Source organism: Paenibacillus sp. J22P277 (genome assembly GCF_059383675.1).
In genome coordinates, this window is sequence record NZ_JBXENS010000007.1 from 529,636 (window position 1) to 545,510 (window position 15,875).

Sequence of the window (15,875 nt, forward strand, 5' to 3'; positions counted from 1 at the left end):
TCACATGGAACGCATGGAAGAAGAGTTAACCTACGATGTCGGGATGTTCAAGGAAACGTTCGAATATTCCTTTACGTATCTGAACGGATTTATGCGCAATACCCATCGGTTCGCGAACCGGCCGGCTTTGACCTGTCCGCTGCGCAATCTGTCGTGGACGTACGCGGAGCTGAACCGCGAGGCGAACCGCTTCGCCCACGCGCTGCTGGCGGACGGCGTCGGCCGCGGCGATGTGGTCATGTACCAGCTGCTGAATTCGGCGGAATTCGTATTCAGCTTCCTCGCGCCGCAGAAGATCGGCGCTATCAATTGCCCGATCAATTTCCGGCTCTCGCCGGGCGAGACGGCCTTCATCCTCGACGACAGCAAGCCGGCGGCGTTCGTCTACGACAGCGAGTTCCGCGAGACGGCGCTGCAGGCGCTCGCCATGGCCGAGCATCGCCCGGCGCGGGTAATCATGGTCGACTTTACCGGGCAGAACGAAGCGCCGGAGGGGCATGTCGCGTACGCGGATTATGTCCGCGGCCGCTCCGAGGAGAACCCGGTCATCGCGCCCAAGCACATCTACGAGGAAAATACGCGGCTGTACACGTCCGGTACGACAGGGCAGCCGAAAGGCGTGCCGCTCAATAACGTGAACGACGTGCTGTCGGCGCATGACGTCGCGATGCATTTTCCGCTCACGCCGCAGGACAAAACGATGAACATGAGCCCGTGGTTCCACCGCGGCGGCCTGCATTCCGGCGGCCCGAACCCGACGCTGTTCGTGGGCGGCGAGGTCGTCGTCATGCGTCACTTCAATCCGAAGACGACGCTCGAGTACGCGGAGAAATACGGGCTGACGTTCGTCATCGGCGCGCCGCCGATGCTCAAGATGCTCTACCAGCAGCAGCTGAAGCATCCGGCCGACCTGAGCGGGCTCAAGGGCATCGTGACGATGGGGGCGCCGCTGGAGAAAGAAGACTGCATCCGGTACCAGGAGACGCTGACGCCGAATATTTTCAACGGGTACGGGACGACGGAAGCGTTCTGGAACACGTTCCTGCGTCCGTTCGATCTGCCCGAGATGGCCGGAACCGCGGGCCGTTCTTGCACGGACGACGACGTGGCCGTGGTGAAGATCTATCCCGACCGCAAAGCCGAGCCCGATGATGTCGTCGCGCACGACGGCAAGGAAGTCGGCGAGATCATCGTCCGGTCGCCGGGCAAAACCGCGTATACCTACGTCAACAAACCGGAAGAGAGCGGGAAAGTCTTCTACAAGGGCTGGATCTACATCGGCGACATGGGCACGTGGGACGAGAACGAGTACGTCACGGTCGTCGGCCGCAAGAACGATATGATCCTGTCCTCGGGCGAGAACATTCATCCCGTTCAGGTCGAGGAAATCCTCAATCAGCATCCGAAGGTCAAGGAAGCGGTCGTTGTCGGCGTGCCCGACGAGCTGCGCGGGGAATCCGCCGTGGCGTATATCATCAAGTCGGACCCGTCGCTGACGGCCAAGGAGCTCGGCAGATACTGCAGCGAGCATCTGATGCTGGCCAATTACAAGCGGCCGCGATTCTATCGCTTCATCGACGAATTGCCATACACGGCGACGGGCAAGAAGAAGCATTTCGAGGTCAGGGCGATGGCGATCGAGGACCAGAAGCAAGGGTTGTTCGAGCGGGTATAGGACGCGGCGGGCAGCGTACGCCGACGTCAAGTCCGGCGAATGCAAGAATCATGGCGTCATGGTGAAAAAAGAGGTGCCCCGCAGCCGGATTCGACGGCTTGCGGGGCGCCTCTCTTCATGTTCAGAACTGCAGCACGACCATGGCGTGGCAGGTGAATTCCGGCACCGTGTAGCGCACCGCGCCGTCAATTTGCTCGAACGGCAGCGCTTCGCCCGAAGGCGCGAGCGTCACGCTCTGCACGGGCTGATCCGTGCGGACGCTCACCGCGGTGTCGTAGATCGGCGTCAAGTCCTCGATGATCTGGATGTTCTCGCCGCGCGTGACCGGGGCCGCGTACAGCAGATGCTGCACCCAGCGGTGCTGATCCGGCTGCTTCTGCAGCGTGACGATGCCCTGCGCCGGCAGCGAAGTCGTCAGCGTCTTCTCCGGCAACAGCCGGTTCAGCGCGTGGACGACGGTTTCCTTCAGCGCCAGGCTGCCCTTGGTCGCGTAGTCTTCGAATACGTTCCAAGCGATGTAGATGCCGTCTTCGCCCTCCGTCATGCCGGGTCCGGCCGCTTGTCCGGTACTCGGCGTATGCTGGTGCGAGCAGAACGCGAACGCGTCGCGGTTGAAGTACGATTCCTCCCGCGCGCCGAGCGGCTTGCCGCCGTCCGCAAGCGCGATTTCATAGGCATCGGCATACATGACGTAGGCGGCAGCGGGCAGTCCGGCGACGGGGAAATCCGGCCGGAAATAGCTCGGCTTGAACGGCGACCGGCCGACGAACGAGGCGCCGAGCTTCCAGGCGAACCCGCTGCCGTCCGCCTTGAGCCCGGATTCGCCGGAGGCGAGCAGCTTGCCTCCGCCCTTTAGGAAGCGGTCGATTTTGGCCTGCAGGCGAGCGTCGATCAGGGCATGATCCGGCAAGATCAACACCTTGTACGCGCCGTAGTCCGCTTCGAGGTCGACGACGTCGAACAGAAACTTGCCTTCGAGCAGCATGCGGACGGCGCCGGTATCGGATTTGCCCTGCAGGTTGCCATGATCCTCGTCCTGTCCGGGATGCAGCGCCTCGATCGTCAGCAAAGCGATATCCGCCGCCGCCGTGACGCCGCGGCACCACGGCTCCTTCGCTTCCACTTCGCCGTAGGCCGCACCGATCAGGGCGTACGTCGCTTCGTCCATCAAGCCCTCCGGATGCAGCTGGTCGCCGATGGAGCAGCGCGCGCCGTTCGCGATGCTGAGCGCCGTCTCGTAGCGCAGCGCGTTCGGATGCTTGAAGCCGCCGAATTCGCCCCACGACGTATGGAATTTGCCCGTCATGCCGAGGTAGTCCATGCCGAGCGTCTGCGCGTAGCGGGCCGACATCGGAAAATGATCGTAGCCCCAGCCGCCCGTCGGCAGCGATTCCAGCTCCAGATGCGTGTTGTAATGCGCCAGGTCGCGCCGGCCGCGGCGGATATGACCGCCGTTATGGAAGACGGGGAGCCCCGGCTTATGCTTGTGCACCGCTTCGTTGGTCCGCGCGGCATAGTTCGCGTACGTCCGCTCCCACAGCGCGTGCATCGCCTCGTCGTCCCGCGGATCGCCGCCTTCGGCGCGGATGGAGGCCACGCACGATTGGCAGTAGCACGGAACTACGCCGACGATGTCGAGGAAGATCCCGTCGACGTCGTAATTCCGAACCACTTCTTCGATCTGCGCGACCAGGACGTCGAGATACGGCGTGTTCATGCAGAGCCGATGATAGCCCGGGGTCATAAAGTCCTTCGCCCACGTCGTGGCTTCGTTCTTGGCGCGGATCAGCCATTCCGGATGGCGGCGGGTGATCTTCTCGTCGAGCCCGGCGGAGAGGTAGACGGGCGTGTTCACGCCGATCTCGTGCGCCGCTTCGATCATGCCGCCGAGCAGGTCGAACGTCAGCTCGGGATGGATGTCGTTCGCTTCGGACGGGTGGTACGCCCAGCCGTGGTGGCATTTGGAGAACACGGTAATGGAATCGACATGGCCTTTGCGCAGCATGTCTTGGAACTGCTCCTTGGCGAACCGGCTGCCGATCCGGCCGATCGCTTCGGACGTATGGAAATCCAGATGAACCTGACGAAAACGCATCGTTAACATCCTCCCGCTTTGGATAAAGTCTCGTCTCTAATGTAAGGGATTTCAAGCCGGAGGAATAGCGCCGTTTTCTGCTCAAATAAGCACGATTTCGACTAGTTGGACACGCGGCGTTGGCGTATAATACAGGGTGAAAGCAGGTATAGGATGCCGCAACGACAGAGAGGAGAACGAGCATGGATTGCCTGGAATTGCGCATTCCGCCGCTGCCCCAGCTGCTGATGATCGGGCAGGGCTTGTTGCCGCAGGGCATGCAGCATTACAAGCGTTCGTTCAGCCTGTACGATATGCTGTACGTGACGGGCGGGCGTTTCTACATGACGGAGGACGACAGGGCGTACGAGCTGGAGCGCGGCGATCTGCTCGTTTTGGAGCCGGGCAAGACGCATTTCGGGCATCGTCCGGTAACGGAGCCGACGGAGCTGTTTTGGGTACATTTCCGCCATCCCCATCCGCCGGCGACGAAGGCGCAGGAAGACATCCTGTGGTCGACGCCGCTCGGCAAACGAACCGACAAGGACCTAACGCCCGTGGATCAATACATGTATTTGCCGAAGCATGCGCGCATCGACCCGGCGCTGCTCGTCCCGCTGCTGTCCGAGATGGCGGAGCTTCACGAAGCGTTGACCCTGCGCAATTCGCTGCGGTTGAACGTGCTGACCGGGGAGCTGTTCGAGCGCCTGCAGGGGACGATCAGCGGCAGCCTGAACAGCAGATCGTATCAGATCTCGGAGCGGGTCGCGCATTATCTGAAGACGCATCTGCTGGAGCCCTTCGACGCCGAGGCGATGGCGGGGGAGCTGCATTACCACTTCGACTACTTGTCCCGCTGCCTGAAGAAGCACACCGGGATGAGTCCTCTCCAGTACATGCATCACCTGCAGATGAACCGCGCGGTCACGCTGCTCCTGACGACGGACTTGTCCGTCCGGGAGATAGGCGAGCAGATCGGGCATCCGAACGGAAATTACTTCATCCGCCTGTTCCGCAAGCACATGGGGATTGCGCCGGGGACGTACCGGGCGATGCATCAGCCGCGGGTTTAGGCGAGCGGTGCGGACGGCGGCGGACGCGCGCGTCTCCTTCGGTTCGGTTGAAGTAACGATTGTACACAGGCCTGCGACGCCGCTCCGTTGAGCGGCGTTTCTTCGTGCGGCACCGTATCGTCGGAACTGGATAATGCGCAAGTGAATGGCGGAGCACGGCCGGCGAAGAAGAAATTGAGCGCGAGGCATTGAAAAATAGCCCGGCATCGGGTTTAATAGAAATGCGAGTTGTTATTATGTTTATTAATTAATAAAAACATTAATTCAATGGAGGTTGACCGCACGCATGGCTAATCGCGCCGTCATTAACGCCGACCGTCCGATCGGACGCATCGATCGCAACATTTACGGACATTTCGCCGAGCATCTGGGCCGCTGCATCTACGAAGGTATCTGGGTAGGGGAAGATTCGGACATTCCGAACACGCAAGGCATCCGCAACGATGTCCTGCAAGCGCTTAAAGGGCTGAACATTCCCGTGCTGCGCTGGCCGGGCGGCTGCTTCGCCGACGAATACCATTGGAAGGACGGCATCGGGCCGCGCGAGACGCGGAAACGGATGATCAACACCCATTGGGGCGGCGTCGTCGAGAACAATCATTTCGGCACGCACGAGTTTCTGCTGCTGTGCGAGCTGCTCGGCTGCGAACCGTACATCAACGGCAACGTCGGCAGCGGGACGGTCCAGGAGATGCAGGAATGGGTCGAATACATGACGTTCGACGGGGAATCCCCGATGGCTGCCATGCGCGCGGCCGGCGGGCGGGAGAAGCCGTGGAAAGTGAGCTATTTCGGCGTCGGCAATGAAAACTGGGGCTGCGGCGGCAACATGCGGCCGGAATATTACGCGGACGAATATCGCCGCTATCAGACGTATGTCCGCAACTACGGCGACAACGAGATTTTCCGGATCGCCTGCGGGGCGAGCGATTTTAACTACGACTGGACGGAAGTGCTCATGCGCGAGGCAGCCAGGTATATGGACGGGCTGACCTTGCATTACTATACGATCCCGTTCGAATGGTCGGCGAAGGGCTCGGCGACGGACTTCGACGCGAAGGCTTGGTTCGGGACGCTGCGCAAGGCGCTCGTGATGGACGATCTCGTCGCGAAGCACAAGACGATCATGGACAAATACGATCCCGCGAAGCGGATCAGCCTGATCGTCGACGAGTGGGGCACCTGGTACGACGTCGAGCCGGGCACGAACCCTGGCTTCCTCTATCAGCAGAACACGATGCGCGACGCGCTGGTCGCCGCGGCGACGCTGCATATATTCCACAAGCACAGCGACCGCGTACGGATGGCGAACATCGCCCAGACGGTGAACGTGCTGCAGGCCGTCGTGCTGACGGAAGGCGGCAAAATGACGCTCACGCCGACGTATCACGTGTTCGAGATGTTCAAGGTGCATCAGGACGCGGAGCTGCTGGACCTGGCTTTCGAAGCGGCGCCGTATACGGTCGACGGCATCTCCATTCCGCAGACGAGCGTGTCGGCTTCGCGGGCCAAGGACGGCAGCCTCCATATCAGTCTCTGCAATCTGAGCCACGACCAAGAAGCGACGTTGTCGTTCGAGCTTCGCGGCTTGGCGGCGGACGCTGCGCCGATCAGCGGCACGCTGCTGCAAGGCGACGCCTTGAGCGCGCACAACACGGTCGATCAGCCGGACCGGGTACGGACGGTGCCGTTCGACGGGGCGGTACGCAAGGAAGACGGTACGATTCAGCTGACGCTGCCGGCGGCATCCGTGGCCGTCCTGCGCATCGGGTAAGGGCGGATGCAGGCGGACTATTCCGAGAAGGGCGATCCTTGCAGAGGGTGCAGCGCAACCGTGCATGTCACGGATGCCCAGATCGAGCGCGTGCTGGCCAAGCTTGCGCTGCATCCGGGCGACTGCGTCGGCGATGAACGGTACGCGGCCAGGCTGGCGGAGTGCGAGTCCTGCCCGTCGCTCCAGTACGGCACGACCTGCGCGCACTGCGGCTGCTTCGTTCGCGTCCGCGCCAAGCTGGCGGCGAAGAGTTGTCCGCGGCCCGGCGGTTCTCGCTGGGCGTAAGCAGGATGCAGGTTAGGGAGCGAGGCTGCTTCGGCATCTATGACGATGCTGGAGCAGCCTCTTTTGCTTGCGTTTTGCGTGACGAGGTCGCGAAAAGAACCAAAGAGGTCGACTTAGCCGGCTTCATAGGTGCCGAGCATCAATAACAAACTAATTCACGTCCTGCAGCCGTTGCCTCCGGTTGGCGGTTCGGCGCCGATTGCGTCATGCGCCAGGGCGCGGCACGACGGCGCCATTCGGATGCCATGCGCTGTGCGCGATGCCACCGCACACGATGCCGCCGAATGCGCCGTACGGCATTTTGAAATGCACGCGCGAAGCGGTATGCTTAGGGCATGATCATTCAGTTGCCAAGCAATCGGACAACAGGAAGAACCAGTCTTCTAGTGAAAGGGGAATGACCATGGATTCATTTCGGGCACTCGTGGTCGATAAACAAAGCGACGCGTTCGAGGTCGGCATTCGCGAGCTGCGCGTTGAGGACTTGCCCGAGGGCGACGTTACGATTCGCGTCGCGTACTCGAGCATTAATTTCAAGGACGGAATGGCGGCAACGCCGGGCGGACGCGTCGTGCGCGCCTATCCGATCGTTCCGGGCATCGATCTGGCCGGCACGGTCGTCGCCTCGTCGAATGCGCGCTGGCGCGAGGGCGACGAGGTGATCGCGACCGGCTACGAGCTCGGCACCGGCCGGTTCGGCGGCTACAGCGAGTACGCGCGGGTTCCGGGGGATTGGCTCGTAGCCCGGCCTGCGGGATTGACGCTGCGCGAGGCGATGATCGTCGGCACCGCGGGGTTCACGGCCGCGCTGTCCATCCAGCGGCTGGAAGCGAACGGGCTGACGAACGCTGCCGGCCCGGTGCTCGTGCTCGGCGCGACCGGCGGGGTCGGCAGCCATGCCGTGGCCATGCTCGCCCGCGCGGGTTACGAGGTCACCGCCAGTACGGGCAAGGATACCGAGCATGAGTATCTCCGCGGGCTCGGCGCGCGAAACATCATCGGCCGCGAAGCGTTGATGCCGCCGGAAGGCGACCGCAAGCCGCTGCGCTCGGAGCAATGGGCCGCGGCGATCGATCCCGTAGGCGGCGCCTCGCTTCCGTACGTGCTCAGCACGGTCCGCTACGGCGGTTCCGTCGCGCTGAGCGGCTTGACGGGCGGCGGGGATTTTCCGGCGACGGTGTACCCGTTCATTTTGCGCGGCGTCAATCTGCTGGGGATCGACTCCGTTGGCTGCCCCGCGCAATTGCGCGCGCTGCTGTGGTCCCGCATCGGCGGGGAGTGGAAGCCGGAACGGCTCGAGGACATGGTGGCCGGAGAAGTCGCGCTGGACGAGCTGCCGGAGACGCTGCCGGCTATTTTGAAGGGCGGCGTGCGGGGAAGAACGATCGTGAGGGTTTCCTGACGCGACGCTCTGTACCTTGTGCGTTTAAGCATGCGACTGCAAGATTCCCCGGCGGCGAGCTGCCGGGGTTTTTGATTTCCGCGCGATCGGCCGATTGCGGGTTGCCTTCTGTCCGAGTTCTGGCATAAGCTTGAACCAGAGAACGCGGTTGGAAACAACCCGCGTGGCCAGGAGGGAACGCATTCATGAAAGTCAACGTTCGTACGCAACAAGGCGTCGGCGCGTGGAACGAGGACGCCGTCGTCTGCGAGGAGAGTCTCGGGTTTTTCGGCGTCCTTGACGGGGCGACGTCGCTAGCGCCGTACCGCGGGCCGGGCGGGGAGACGGGGGGCTATCTGGCGGCGCAAGAAGCCGCTGCCGCCTGCATCCGCGAAGGACATGCCGGGACGGGCTTGCCGGAGATCATGACGCAAGCGAATGCGCGGATTCGCGCGGCGATGGGAGAGGCCGGCATCTCGCCCGATATCCCGGAAGCGCTGTGGAGCGCCTGCGCGGTGCTGGTTCGCGTCGGTCCGAAGTGGATCGAATACGCGCAGCTCGGCGACTGCATGTTGGCCGTCTATTATGCCGACGGCACGATTCGCATCGCGACGCACGATCAATTGGCGCATGTGGACGACCGGACGAAGGCGGCATGGCAGGAAGGCGTCGCTGCCGGATTAACGACTTCGGCGGAACTATGGGCACATACGAGGAGCCAGATCGTCGCCGGCCGGGCGCTTGCCAATCGGACAGGGGGATACGGCGTATTGAACGGCGATCCCGCCTGCGCGGATTTCGTGGAATACGGCAGGATCAGCGCTTCGAACGTTGTCTCGCTGCTGCTTTTCTCGGACGGGTTGTACATGCCGAAGCCGCCGGGCGAATCCGACCGGGACAGCGCCGCCCAGATCGCGACGCTCGTCGCGGAGATGGGCTTGCCGCGGTACATGGCGTGGCTGACGGAGCTGGAAGAGACGGACCCGGACTGCACGCGTTACCCGCGCGTGAAGAAATCCGACGATAAGACGGCGATTTGGATCGAGTTGGAGCCGTCTCGTTAATGGTCTACCAGTATCCGGCGGCGCAGCGTTCTGGTGCCGACGTCTGATTTGCGTATGCGACGGCTTCATTAATAGGAACTTGTTCAGAAGGCTAACGTCTTGCCGAAATTCGGCAGGGGGTTGGCCTTCTTCTATTTCATCGTTTTCGCTCTAGGTCACTGACATAGAAAACGCCATTCGTTCATGAGTTTACGTCATCTATACATGGGCATGATCTGCCGCATACAAAACCGGATTACTATTGTGATTATGTGTTTATGCGACAAAATTCTACATTATTCGCTAGTCGCAACGACAAAAGTACAACATGGAGAACGGGGCGTGTATGTCTGTTGAGTAAGAAGAAGTTTGGCAAGCCGGTCCTCGGCGCGTTGACGACCGCGAGTCTATTGTTAGGGCTCGCAACCCCCTATGGCGCAGGAATCGCCAGAGCGGACGGGGAGTTTGATTTTACGAAGGTGCCGAAGCTGTTGATTACGGAGCTTGTGCCGGACACGGCGAACGTAATTGGCGCTCCGACTGCAACGGATGCCTATGAATTTATCGAAGTCTATAACAATTCCAATGCACCGGTTTCTTTTGATAATTACAGCATCAATTATCATTACGTCGACAGCAAGGGTAAGGATGTGGATGCAACATGGTCCCTGCTCAATCCCAATGCACATCCTGTGATTCCTTCTAAGGAATCGATCGTTTTATGGGTCATGAACAATGAGAATACCAAACTGACGATCAGCGATTTTAACGGCAATTATGGTGGCACGTCGCTCGAAGAGGGAAAAAACCTGTTTCGTATAGCTGGCGGCGGTGGAATGGCCAACGGTTCGTTACGTGATGTTTTCGTCAAGGATCGCAACGGAAATATAATTGCCTCGGCCTCCTATGAAGATGATAAAATGACCCTGCCGAATAAAGGTCTTTTTTATGCCTATCCTACGGATGGTTCTAGTCGAATGACGTTGGTCACTGACGGATCATTCAGCGCAGGTTTACATGACGCTACACCAGGAACCGTGGAAGATATTTTCATGCCGGCGCAAACCTCGGACGGCGATGGCGGCCAAGGGCCGGAAGAGCCGCAATCCCCTATCGGCATCACGCACACGCCCGTAACGGAGGCCATCGACGACAGCAATATGGAATTGGTCGCCAAGATCGCTCCGAACGGTGCTGATCCTGCTAGCGTAGGCGCAACAGTCCACTATAAGCTGAATTCCGAGACCGAGTATTCGGTGCTGCCGATGACGAAGAACCCGGATCATTCGACGGCAGATCAGATCGCATTCGAAGCGGCCATTCCGAAAGAAAAACTGACCCAGAGCAAGCTGCAGTACTATATTGAAGCGACGGACGGCACAGGGTCGAAAGACACGGAAGTGTATACCGTGAATGTCCGCGCGAGCATGAACTATAACTACGTGCCGGCGCTGCTTGTAACTGAGTTGAATCCGAATTCGTCGAATGTGACGGTTGATAGTAAGTCTTATGACGCCTATGAATTTATCGAGGTGTACAACAACTCCAATCGTACGATTAATTTGAACGATTATCAGTTGGTTTATCAATATACGAACAAGACTCCTTTTGAAGATCACATATGGGAGACGGGCGACGTCGTCATCCCTTCCCAGAAATCAGCCGTGCTGTGGGTCAGCAACACCGGTTCTGAAAAACTCACAGCAGATGATTTTAATAATCATTTCGGTACGAGCCTGATTTTGGGACAGAACCTAATCAAAGTCACAAGCGAGGGCATGATCAACAGCGGTGCCAGAAGCATCGTGTTCCGTAACTCCGCGAACCAGGATATCGTATCAGCCCACTATGAAGGCCAAGTGAGTGGCGTCGAAGACAAACCGATCTTGTACAACTACCCGGACGACGGCACGACGGCCATGCTGCTCGGTTCGGCAGGCACCGTCGCTGCATCGCCGGGCACGGTCAGCCCGACCCAAGTGCCGAAACAGCCGGTCTCCCTCCCGGAGGAAGGCACGAACGAAGCACCGGTCATTACCCATACGCCGGTCACGCACGCGGAGACGAACGTCAATCTGCAAATCACCGCGGACATTACGAACAAAGAAAGCGACAACGGCATTTTCGATCCCGTGAATGCGAAGGTTTACTATAAGACGCAATCGCAGACGGCGTTTTCGTCGATGCCGATGACGGTGACTTCCGGTCATACGTACTTGGCGGACATCCCGCGCGGCGAGTTGAAGGAAGCGAAATTCGATTATTACATCGAAGTGAAGGACGCCAAAAACACGGTCAAAACGGACACCTATACCGTCGACGTGAACGTGCCGGATTACGATCCGCAAAAGGTGCCGCCGCTTCTGGTAACCGAGGTTGCCCCGAATACCGCCAATGCCAACGGCGCAGACGCTTATGAATTTGTTGAGCTCTACAACAATTCCGATAAGGCTATCAATCTGAAAGATTATAAATTGTTTTATCGCTATCCGGATTCAGGTCCGGATGCTGATATCGTCTGGCCGACCGACCGCGAAGACATGGTCATCGGTGCCCAAAAGACGATTGTATTTTGGATTATCAATAATGGAAACAAAACGATGACGGTTGCTGATTTCAACAAATATTATGGCACTAATTTGACCGAAAACGAAAATGTGTTCAAAATGTATGCGGACGGAATGGCGAACGGCAGCAAGCGGGGACTTGTCATCGGCACGAATACGCATGTCGACATCTCCGTCGCCAGCTATGATGGAACGGTAGAGAACGAGACAAAGGACGAAAAGAAAGATATCGTTTTCGGCTACCCGACCAACGGCAGCACGACGATGATCAAGCTGAGCGCCGGCACGGAAACCCCGACGCCGGGCAGCGTGGCGAACGCTCAAGTTCCCGCGGTACCGGTAACGACAGCGGACGACCAAGCCGCGCCTAGAGTGAACGATTTGACGGACGTGACGAGCATCGACCAGTCCAAGGACTTGGCGATCGAGGTGGACGCGCAGGATGAACTAAGCGTTAAGACCGTCCAGCTGTTCTATAAGACGAACAAGGACGCTAACTATGCGAGCCGCTACCTGTATCTCGATACCGACGCGCTGTACCATTTCAAGCTGTATTCGCCGGAATTGATCGGGAAAACGGCGATTCAATACTATTTCCAAGTGTCCGACGGCACGCATGTCGTGAAGACGGATTCGACCACCGTCGCGATTACCGGAGGCCCGGACCGTTCCCCGCTTCGCCTGAACGTGAAGGACGGCGATATTTTCGGCGGCACGAAGATCATTAAAGGAACGGCGGAGCAAGCCGGACCGGATACGCTGGCGCTGAGCGTCGACGGAACGCCGCAGACGACCGGCACGTACCATGCGTTGGAGAAGGATCCTTCCTTCGCTTTCGATGCGAATTCGGTCAATTATTATTTCAAGAACGGCGTAACGATAGGTAAAGAGATTCTATACACCTTCATGGATCCGATCAATTCCTACCAAACGCTTTCCGTGCCTATCGATGCGAAGCGTTTGAAGGAAGGCAGTAACGAGATCTCGATCCGGGCGGGCACGAAGTCTTCGCCGTTCGACGACCGTCCCGAAGAGAACAAGGATGATTTCTCGGTCAAAAACGTTCGTCTCGTACTGGCCGACGGCACCGTCATCTACGATCCGAAATACGCGAATCCTGCGACGGTGCTGGCAATGGGCGACAGCGCAGGCAAAAACCCGGTCATTGATTTCAAACTTCCGATCGCGGCAAGCGATCTGAAATCGCAGGCTTACGACCTGGATACGACCAAATTAGCGGACGGCGCGCATACCGTAACCGTCGAGAACGCCGCGCACGAGCAAGTGCAAGCCAACATCAAGATCGATAACACGGCCCCGGTCGTGGTGCCGAACATGGAGAATGATAAGACCTACCGCGGCGAATTCACGGTGGACGCGGAAATCTCGGATGCCGTTGCCGGCGTGAAGACATCTTCCGCTGCGCTGGATGGCAAAGAAATCACGCTGCCGTTCGCGACGTCTTCCTCTAAGCTCAGCTCCGGCGCGCATACGCTGGTAATCAAGGCCGAGGATACGGTCGGCAACGTAACGGAGAAGACGGTCACGTTCGACGTTCCGGACGAGAACCCGCTCAAGCCCGTGCTGATCTCGCCGACGAACGAACAGACCGGTGCCGGCACAACTCCGAGTTTGTCCGTGCAGGTGGACGATCCGACGAAAGACGCCATGAACGTCGATTTCTTGAAAGGCTATCTGTATGACGCCGATCACCGTACGGGCTTCTCGGCCTTCGAGAACGCGTCGGACGTAGAGCCGCCGAAGACGCTGAAGCCTGAGGGCGAAACGGCGTTCACGGATGAAGATTACGGCCTCATCGGCAAGGATGACGGGCAATTCCTGGTGAATAACTCCGACGAGAAATTCCCGTACCACCGGTTCGAGGTGAATCTGGATAAGTCGGTCCAGGCGACGGACAGCGTCGAAATCGGTTGGAAGGGCAAGTCGCTCGAAGGCCGCAAGGTCAGCCTGTACGCGTGGAGCGCCGCCGATAAGTCGTGGAAGATGCTCGACAGCAAGGTCGCGGGCAACGAAGAATTCACGCTCTCTTCGGAAGTGAAAGCGGGCGATTACGCCATCGACGGCACGATTCATGTGATGGTGCAGGACGAACTGCCGGTCAAGCAGGACGATTACGATTTCAGCTTCGTCTGGATGTCCGACACCCAGTATTACTCCGAGAGTTATCCGGAGATTTACGAGGGTAACGTGCAGTGGATCGTCGACCACAAGGACGACATGAACATCAAGTACGTCATTCATACAGGCGATATCGTCGATGAGGCGGACAAGGAATACCAGTGGGAAGAAGCCGACAAGGACATGAAGGTCCTCGAGGACGCGAACGTGCCTTACGGCGTGCTTGCGGGCAATCATGACGTATCCCACCAATTCGCCGACTACACGAAATTCTATCAATACTTCGGCGAGGACCGCTTCAAGAAGCAGCCGACCTACGGCGGTTCCTACGAGAACAACCGCGGTCACTACGATTTGGTCTCGGGCGGCGGCAATGATTTCATCATTATCTACATGGGCTGGGATATCCGCGACCAAGACATTCAATGGATGGACGACGTGGTGAAAGCCTATCCGGACCGCAAAGCGATTCTCGATTTCCATGAGTATCTGCTCGTATCCGACAATCGCGCGCCGATCTCGGAGAAGATCCACGAGCGCGTCGTCGTGCCGAACAAGAACGTCATCGCGGTGCTTTGCGGACACTACCACGATGCCGAGAAACTGGAAGACGAGATCGACGACAACGGAGACGGCGTATCGGATCGCAAGGTCTATCAATTGCTGGCCGACTACCAGGGAGCTGAAAAGGGCGGACTTGGCTATATCCGTCTGCTCCAGTTCGATACGAAGAACAACCAGATTCACGTGAAGACGTACTCGCCGTACCTGGACGATTACAACTACTATGATCCGACCACGTACCCAGGCAAGGACGAGTTCGATCTGGATGTTGATCTGCAGCCTATGCACAAGCAGGTTGCGACGGATTACTTCGGCGTTAAAGTCTATACGAGCCAATCGATCGGCAAACAGGAAAATGTCGCGAGCGGCAGCAGGGTAGCCGTGAATTGGAACGACCTTACAAGCGGCAACTATTATCAATGGTATGCGGTAGCCGAGGACGCGAACAGCGGGTATACCCGTTCCGACATCTGGGGCTTCACGGCAGGTGCGTCCGACTCAGGATCCGGTATATTCATTCCGGTAGATCCGGAGAAACCGACCGATCCGGTCACGCCGACGGATCCAAGCACGCCGACAATACCGGCAAACCCGTTCAAGGACGTCGACACGCGCTACGATTGGGCGAAGGATGCCATCTCGGTCTTGGCTTCCAAAGGCATCATCAACGGCACGTCATCCACGACCTTCGAGCCGAGCAAGCGGATTACGCGCGCCGACTTCATGGAGATGCTCGTCCGCATGCTGGACCTGAAGGCGGACGCGAAGTCCAACTTTAGCGACGTGAGCGCGAACGACTACTACTATAAGGCGCTTGGGATCGTTAAAGCGCTCGGCATCGCGAACGGCACGGGCGACAACAAGTTCAATCCGCGCGACTTCATCTCGCGTCAGGACATGATGGTGCTCATGAGCCGGGCAATGGACGTCACCGGCAAGCTGGATCTGACCGGCGCGCCGGCGGATCTGAACGGCTTCAAGGATACGGCGAAGCTGGCTCCGTACGCGGTCGATGCCGCGGCGGAAATGGTGAAAGCGGGCGTTGTCCAAGGCAGCGGCTCTGCGCTGAACCCGACGGGCCAGGCGACGAGAGCGGAAACCGCGCAAATGATTTACCGTCTCTATCTGTTATTGCAGAAGAACGGCAGCCTTTAAGCCGATCCGATTGGCTTGAAGCGCAGACTGGCCGGGCAGGGGCTTAGCGGCCTTTGCCCGTCTTCGGAATGCCGGGAAGTCCACGGGACTTTCCGGCATTTTGCATTTCGCCCCGGTTAGCGGGAAATTAATCGTAGCCGAACCC

8 protein-coding genes are annotated in these 15,875 nt (G+C 58.9%); 7 read left to right on the forward strand and 1 reads right to left on the reverse strand.

Annotated features, from left to right (window positions below; genetic code table 11):
* The first annotated feature begins 4 nt into the window (after positions 1-4).
* Positions 5-1,675 carry a class I adenylate-forming enzyme family protein gene (locus tag AC50YL_RS26245; protein ID WP_494835865.1) on the forward strand — a complete coding sequence of 557 codons (1,671 nt, stop codon included), beginning with the start codon at positions 5-7 and terminating at the stop codon, positions 1,673-1,675.
* Between the two features lie 121 nt (positions 1,676-1,796).
* On the opposite strand, the gene AC50YL_RS26250 is transcribed toward AC50YL_RS26245, so the two are convergent.
* Positions 1,797-3,770 (reverse strand): beta-galactosidase, encoded by a 1,974-nt coding sequence (locus AC50YL_RS26250; protein WP_494835866.1) that lies wholly within the window; start codon positions 3,768-3,770, stop codon positions 1,797-1,799.
* Between the two features lie 182 nt (positions 3,771-3,952).
* Between AC50YL_RS26250 and AC50YL_RS26255 the strand changes: the two genes are divergently transcribed.
* From AC50YL_RS26255 to AC50YL_RS26280, 6 genes are all read left to right on the forward strand, one after another.
* Positions 3,953-4,822 (forward strand): helix-turn-helix transcriptional regulator, encoded by an 870-nt coding sequence (locus AC50YL_RS26255; protein WP_494835867.1) that lies wholly within the window; start codon positions 3,953-3,955, stop codon positions 4,820-4,822.
* A gap of 286 nt (positions 4,823-5,108) precedes the next feature.
* Entirely contained in the window at positions 5,109-6,596 is a 1,488-nt protein-coding gene (locus AC50YL_RS26260; RefSeq protein ID WP_494835868.1) for an alpha-N-arabinofuranosidase, read from the forward strand.
* A gap of 6 nt (positions 6,597-6,602) precedes the next feature.
* Positions 6,603-6,881, forward strand: coding sequence for a DUF6171 family protein (locus tag AC50YL_RS26265; protein WP_494835869.1), 279 nt, complete (start codon positions 6,603-6,605; stop codon positions 6,879-6,881).
* A gap of 403 nt (positions 6,882-7,284) precedes the next feature.
* Positions 7,285-8,283: an acrylyl-CoA reductase family protein gene (locus AC50YL_RS26270; protein WP_494835870.1), complete on the forward strand. Its 999-nt coding sequence runs from the start codon at positions 7,285-7,287 to the stop codon at positions 8,281-8,283.
* Positions 8,284-8,468: 185 nt separating this feature from the next.
* A complete protein-coding gene (locus AC50YL_RS26275; RefSeq protein ID WP_494835871.1) occupies positions 8,469-9,326 on the forward strand; it encodes a protein phosphatase 2C domain-containing protein in 858 nt (285 codons plus the stop codon).
* Positions 9,327-10,357: 1,031 nt separating this feature from the next.
* Positions 10,358-15,730 carry an S-layer homology domain-containing protein gene (locus tag AC50YL_RS26280; RefSeq protein ID WP_494835873.1) on the forward strand — a complete coding sequence of 1,791 codons (5,373 nt, stop codon included), beginning with the start codon at positions 10,358-10,360 and terminating at the stop codon, positions 15,728-15,730.
* Positions 15,731-15,875 lie beyond the last annotated feature (145 nt).

Bases quoted from the DNA above. Each gene is read 5' to 3' on its own strand.
- AC50YL_RS26245 (WP_494835865.1), top strand. From the start codon at position 5: ATGGAACGCATGGAAGAAGAGTTAACCTACGATGTCGGGATGTTCAAG.
- AC50YL_RS26250 (WP_494835866.1), bottom strand. From the start codon at position 3,770: ATGCGTTTTCGTCAGGTTCATCTGGATTTCCATACGTCCGAAGCGATC.
- AC50YL_RS26255 (WP_494835867.1), top strand. From the start codon at position 3,953: ATGGATTGCCTGGAATTGCGCATTCCGCCGCTGCCCCAGCTGCTGATG.
- AC50YL_RS26260 (WP_494835868.1), top strand. From the start codon at position 5,109: ATGGCTAATCGCGCCGTCATTAACGCCGACCGTCCGATCGGACGCATC.
- AC50YL_RS26265 (WP_494835869.1), top strand. From the start codon at position 6,603: ATGCAGGCGGACTATTCCGAGAAGGGCGATCCTTGCAGAGGGTGCAGC.
- AC50YL_RS26270 (WP_494835870.1), top strand. From the start codon at position 7,285: ATGGATTCATTTCGGGCACTCGTGGTCGATAAACAAAGCGACGCGTTC.
- AC50YL_RS26275 (WP_494835871.1), top strand. From the start codon at position 8,469: ATGAAAGTCAACGTTCGTACGCAACAAGGCGTCGGCGCGTGGAACGAG.
- AC50YL_RS26280 (WP_494835873.1), top strand. From the start codon at position 10,358: ATGCCGGCGCAAACCTCGGACGGCGATGGCGGCCAAGGGCCGGAAGAG.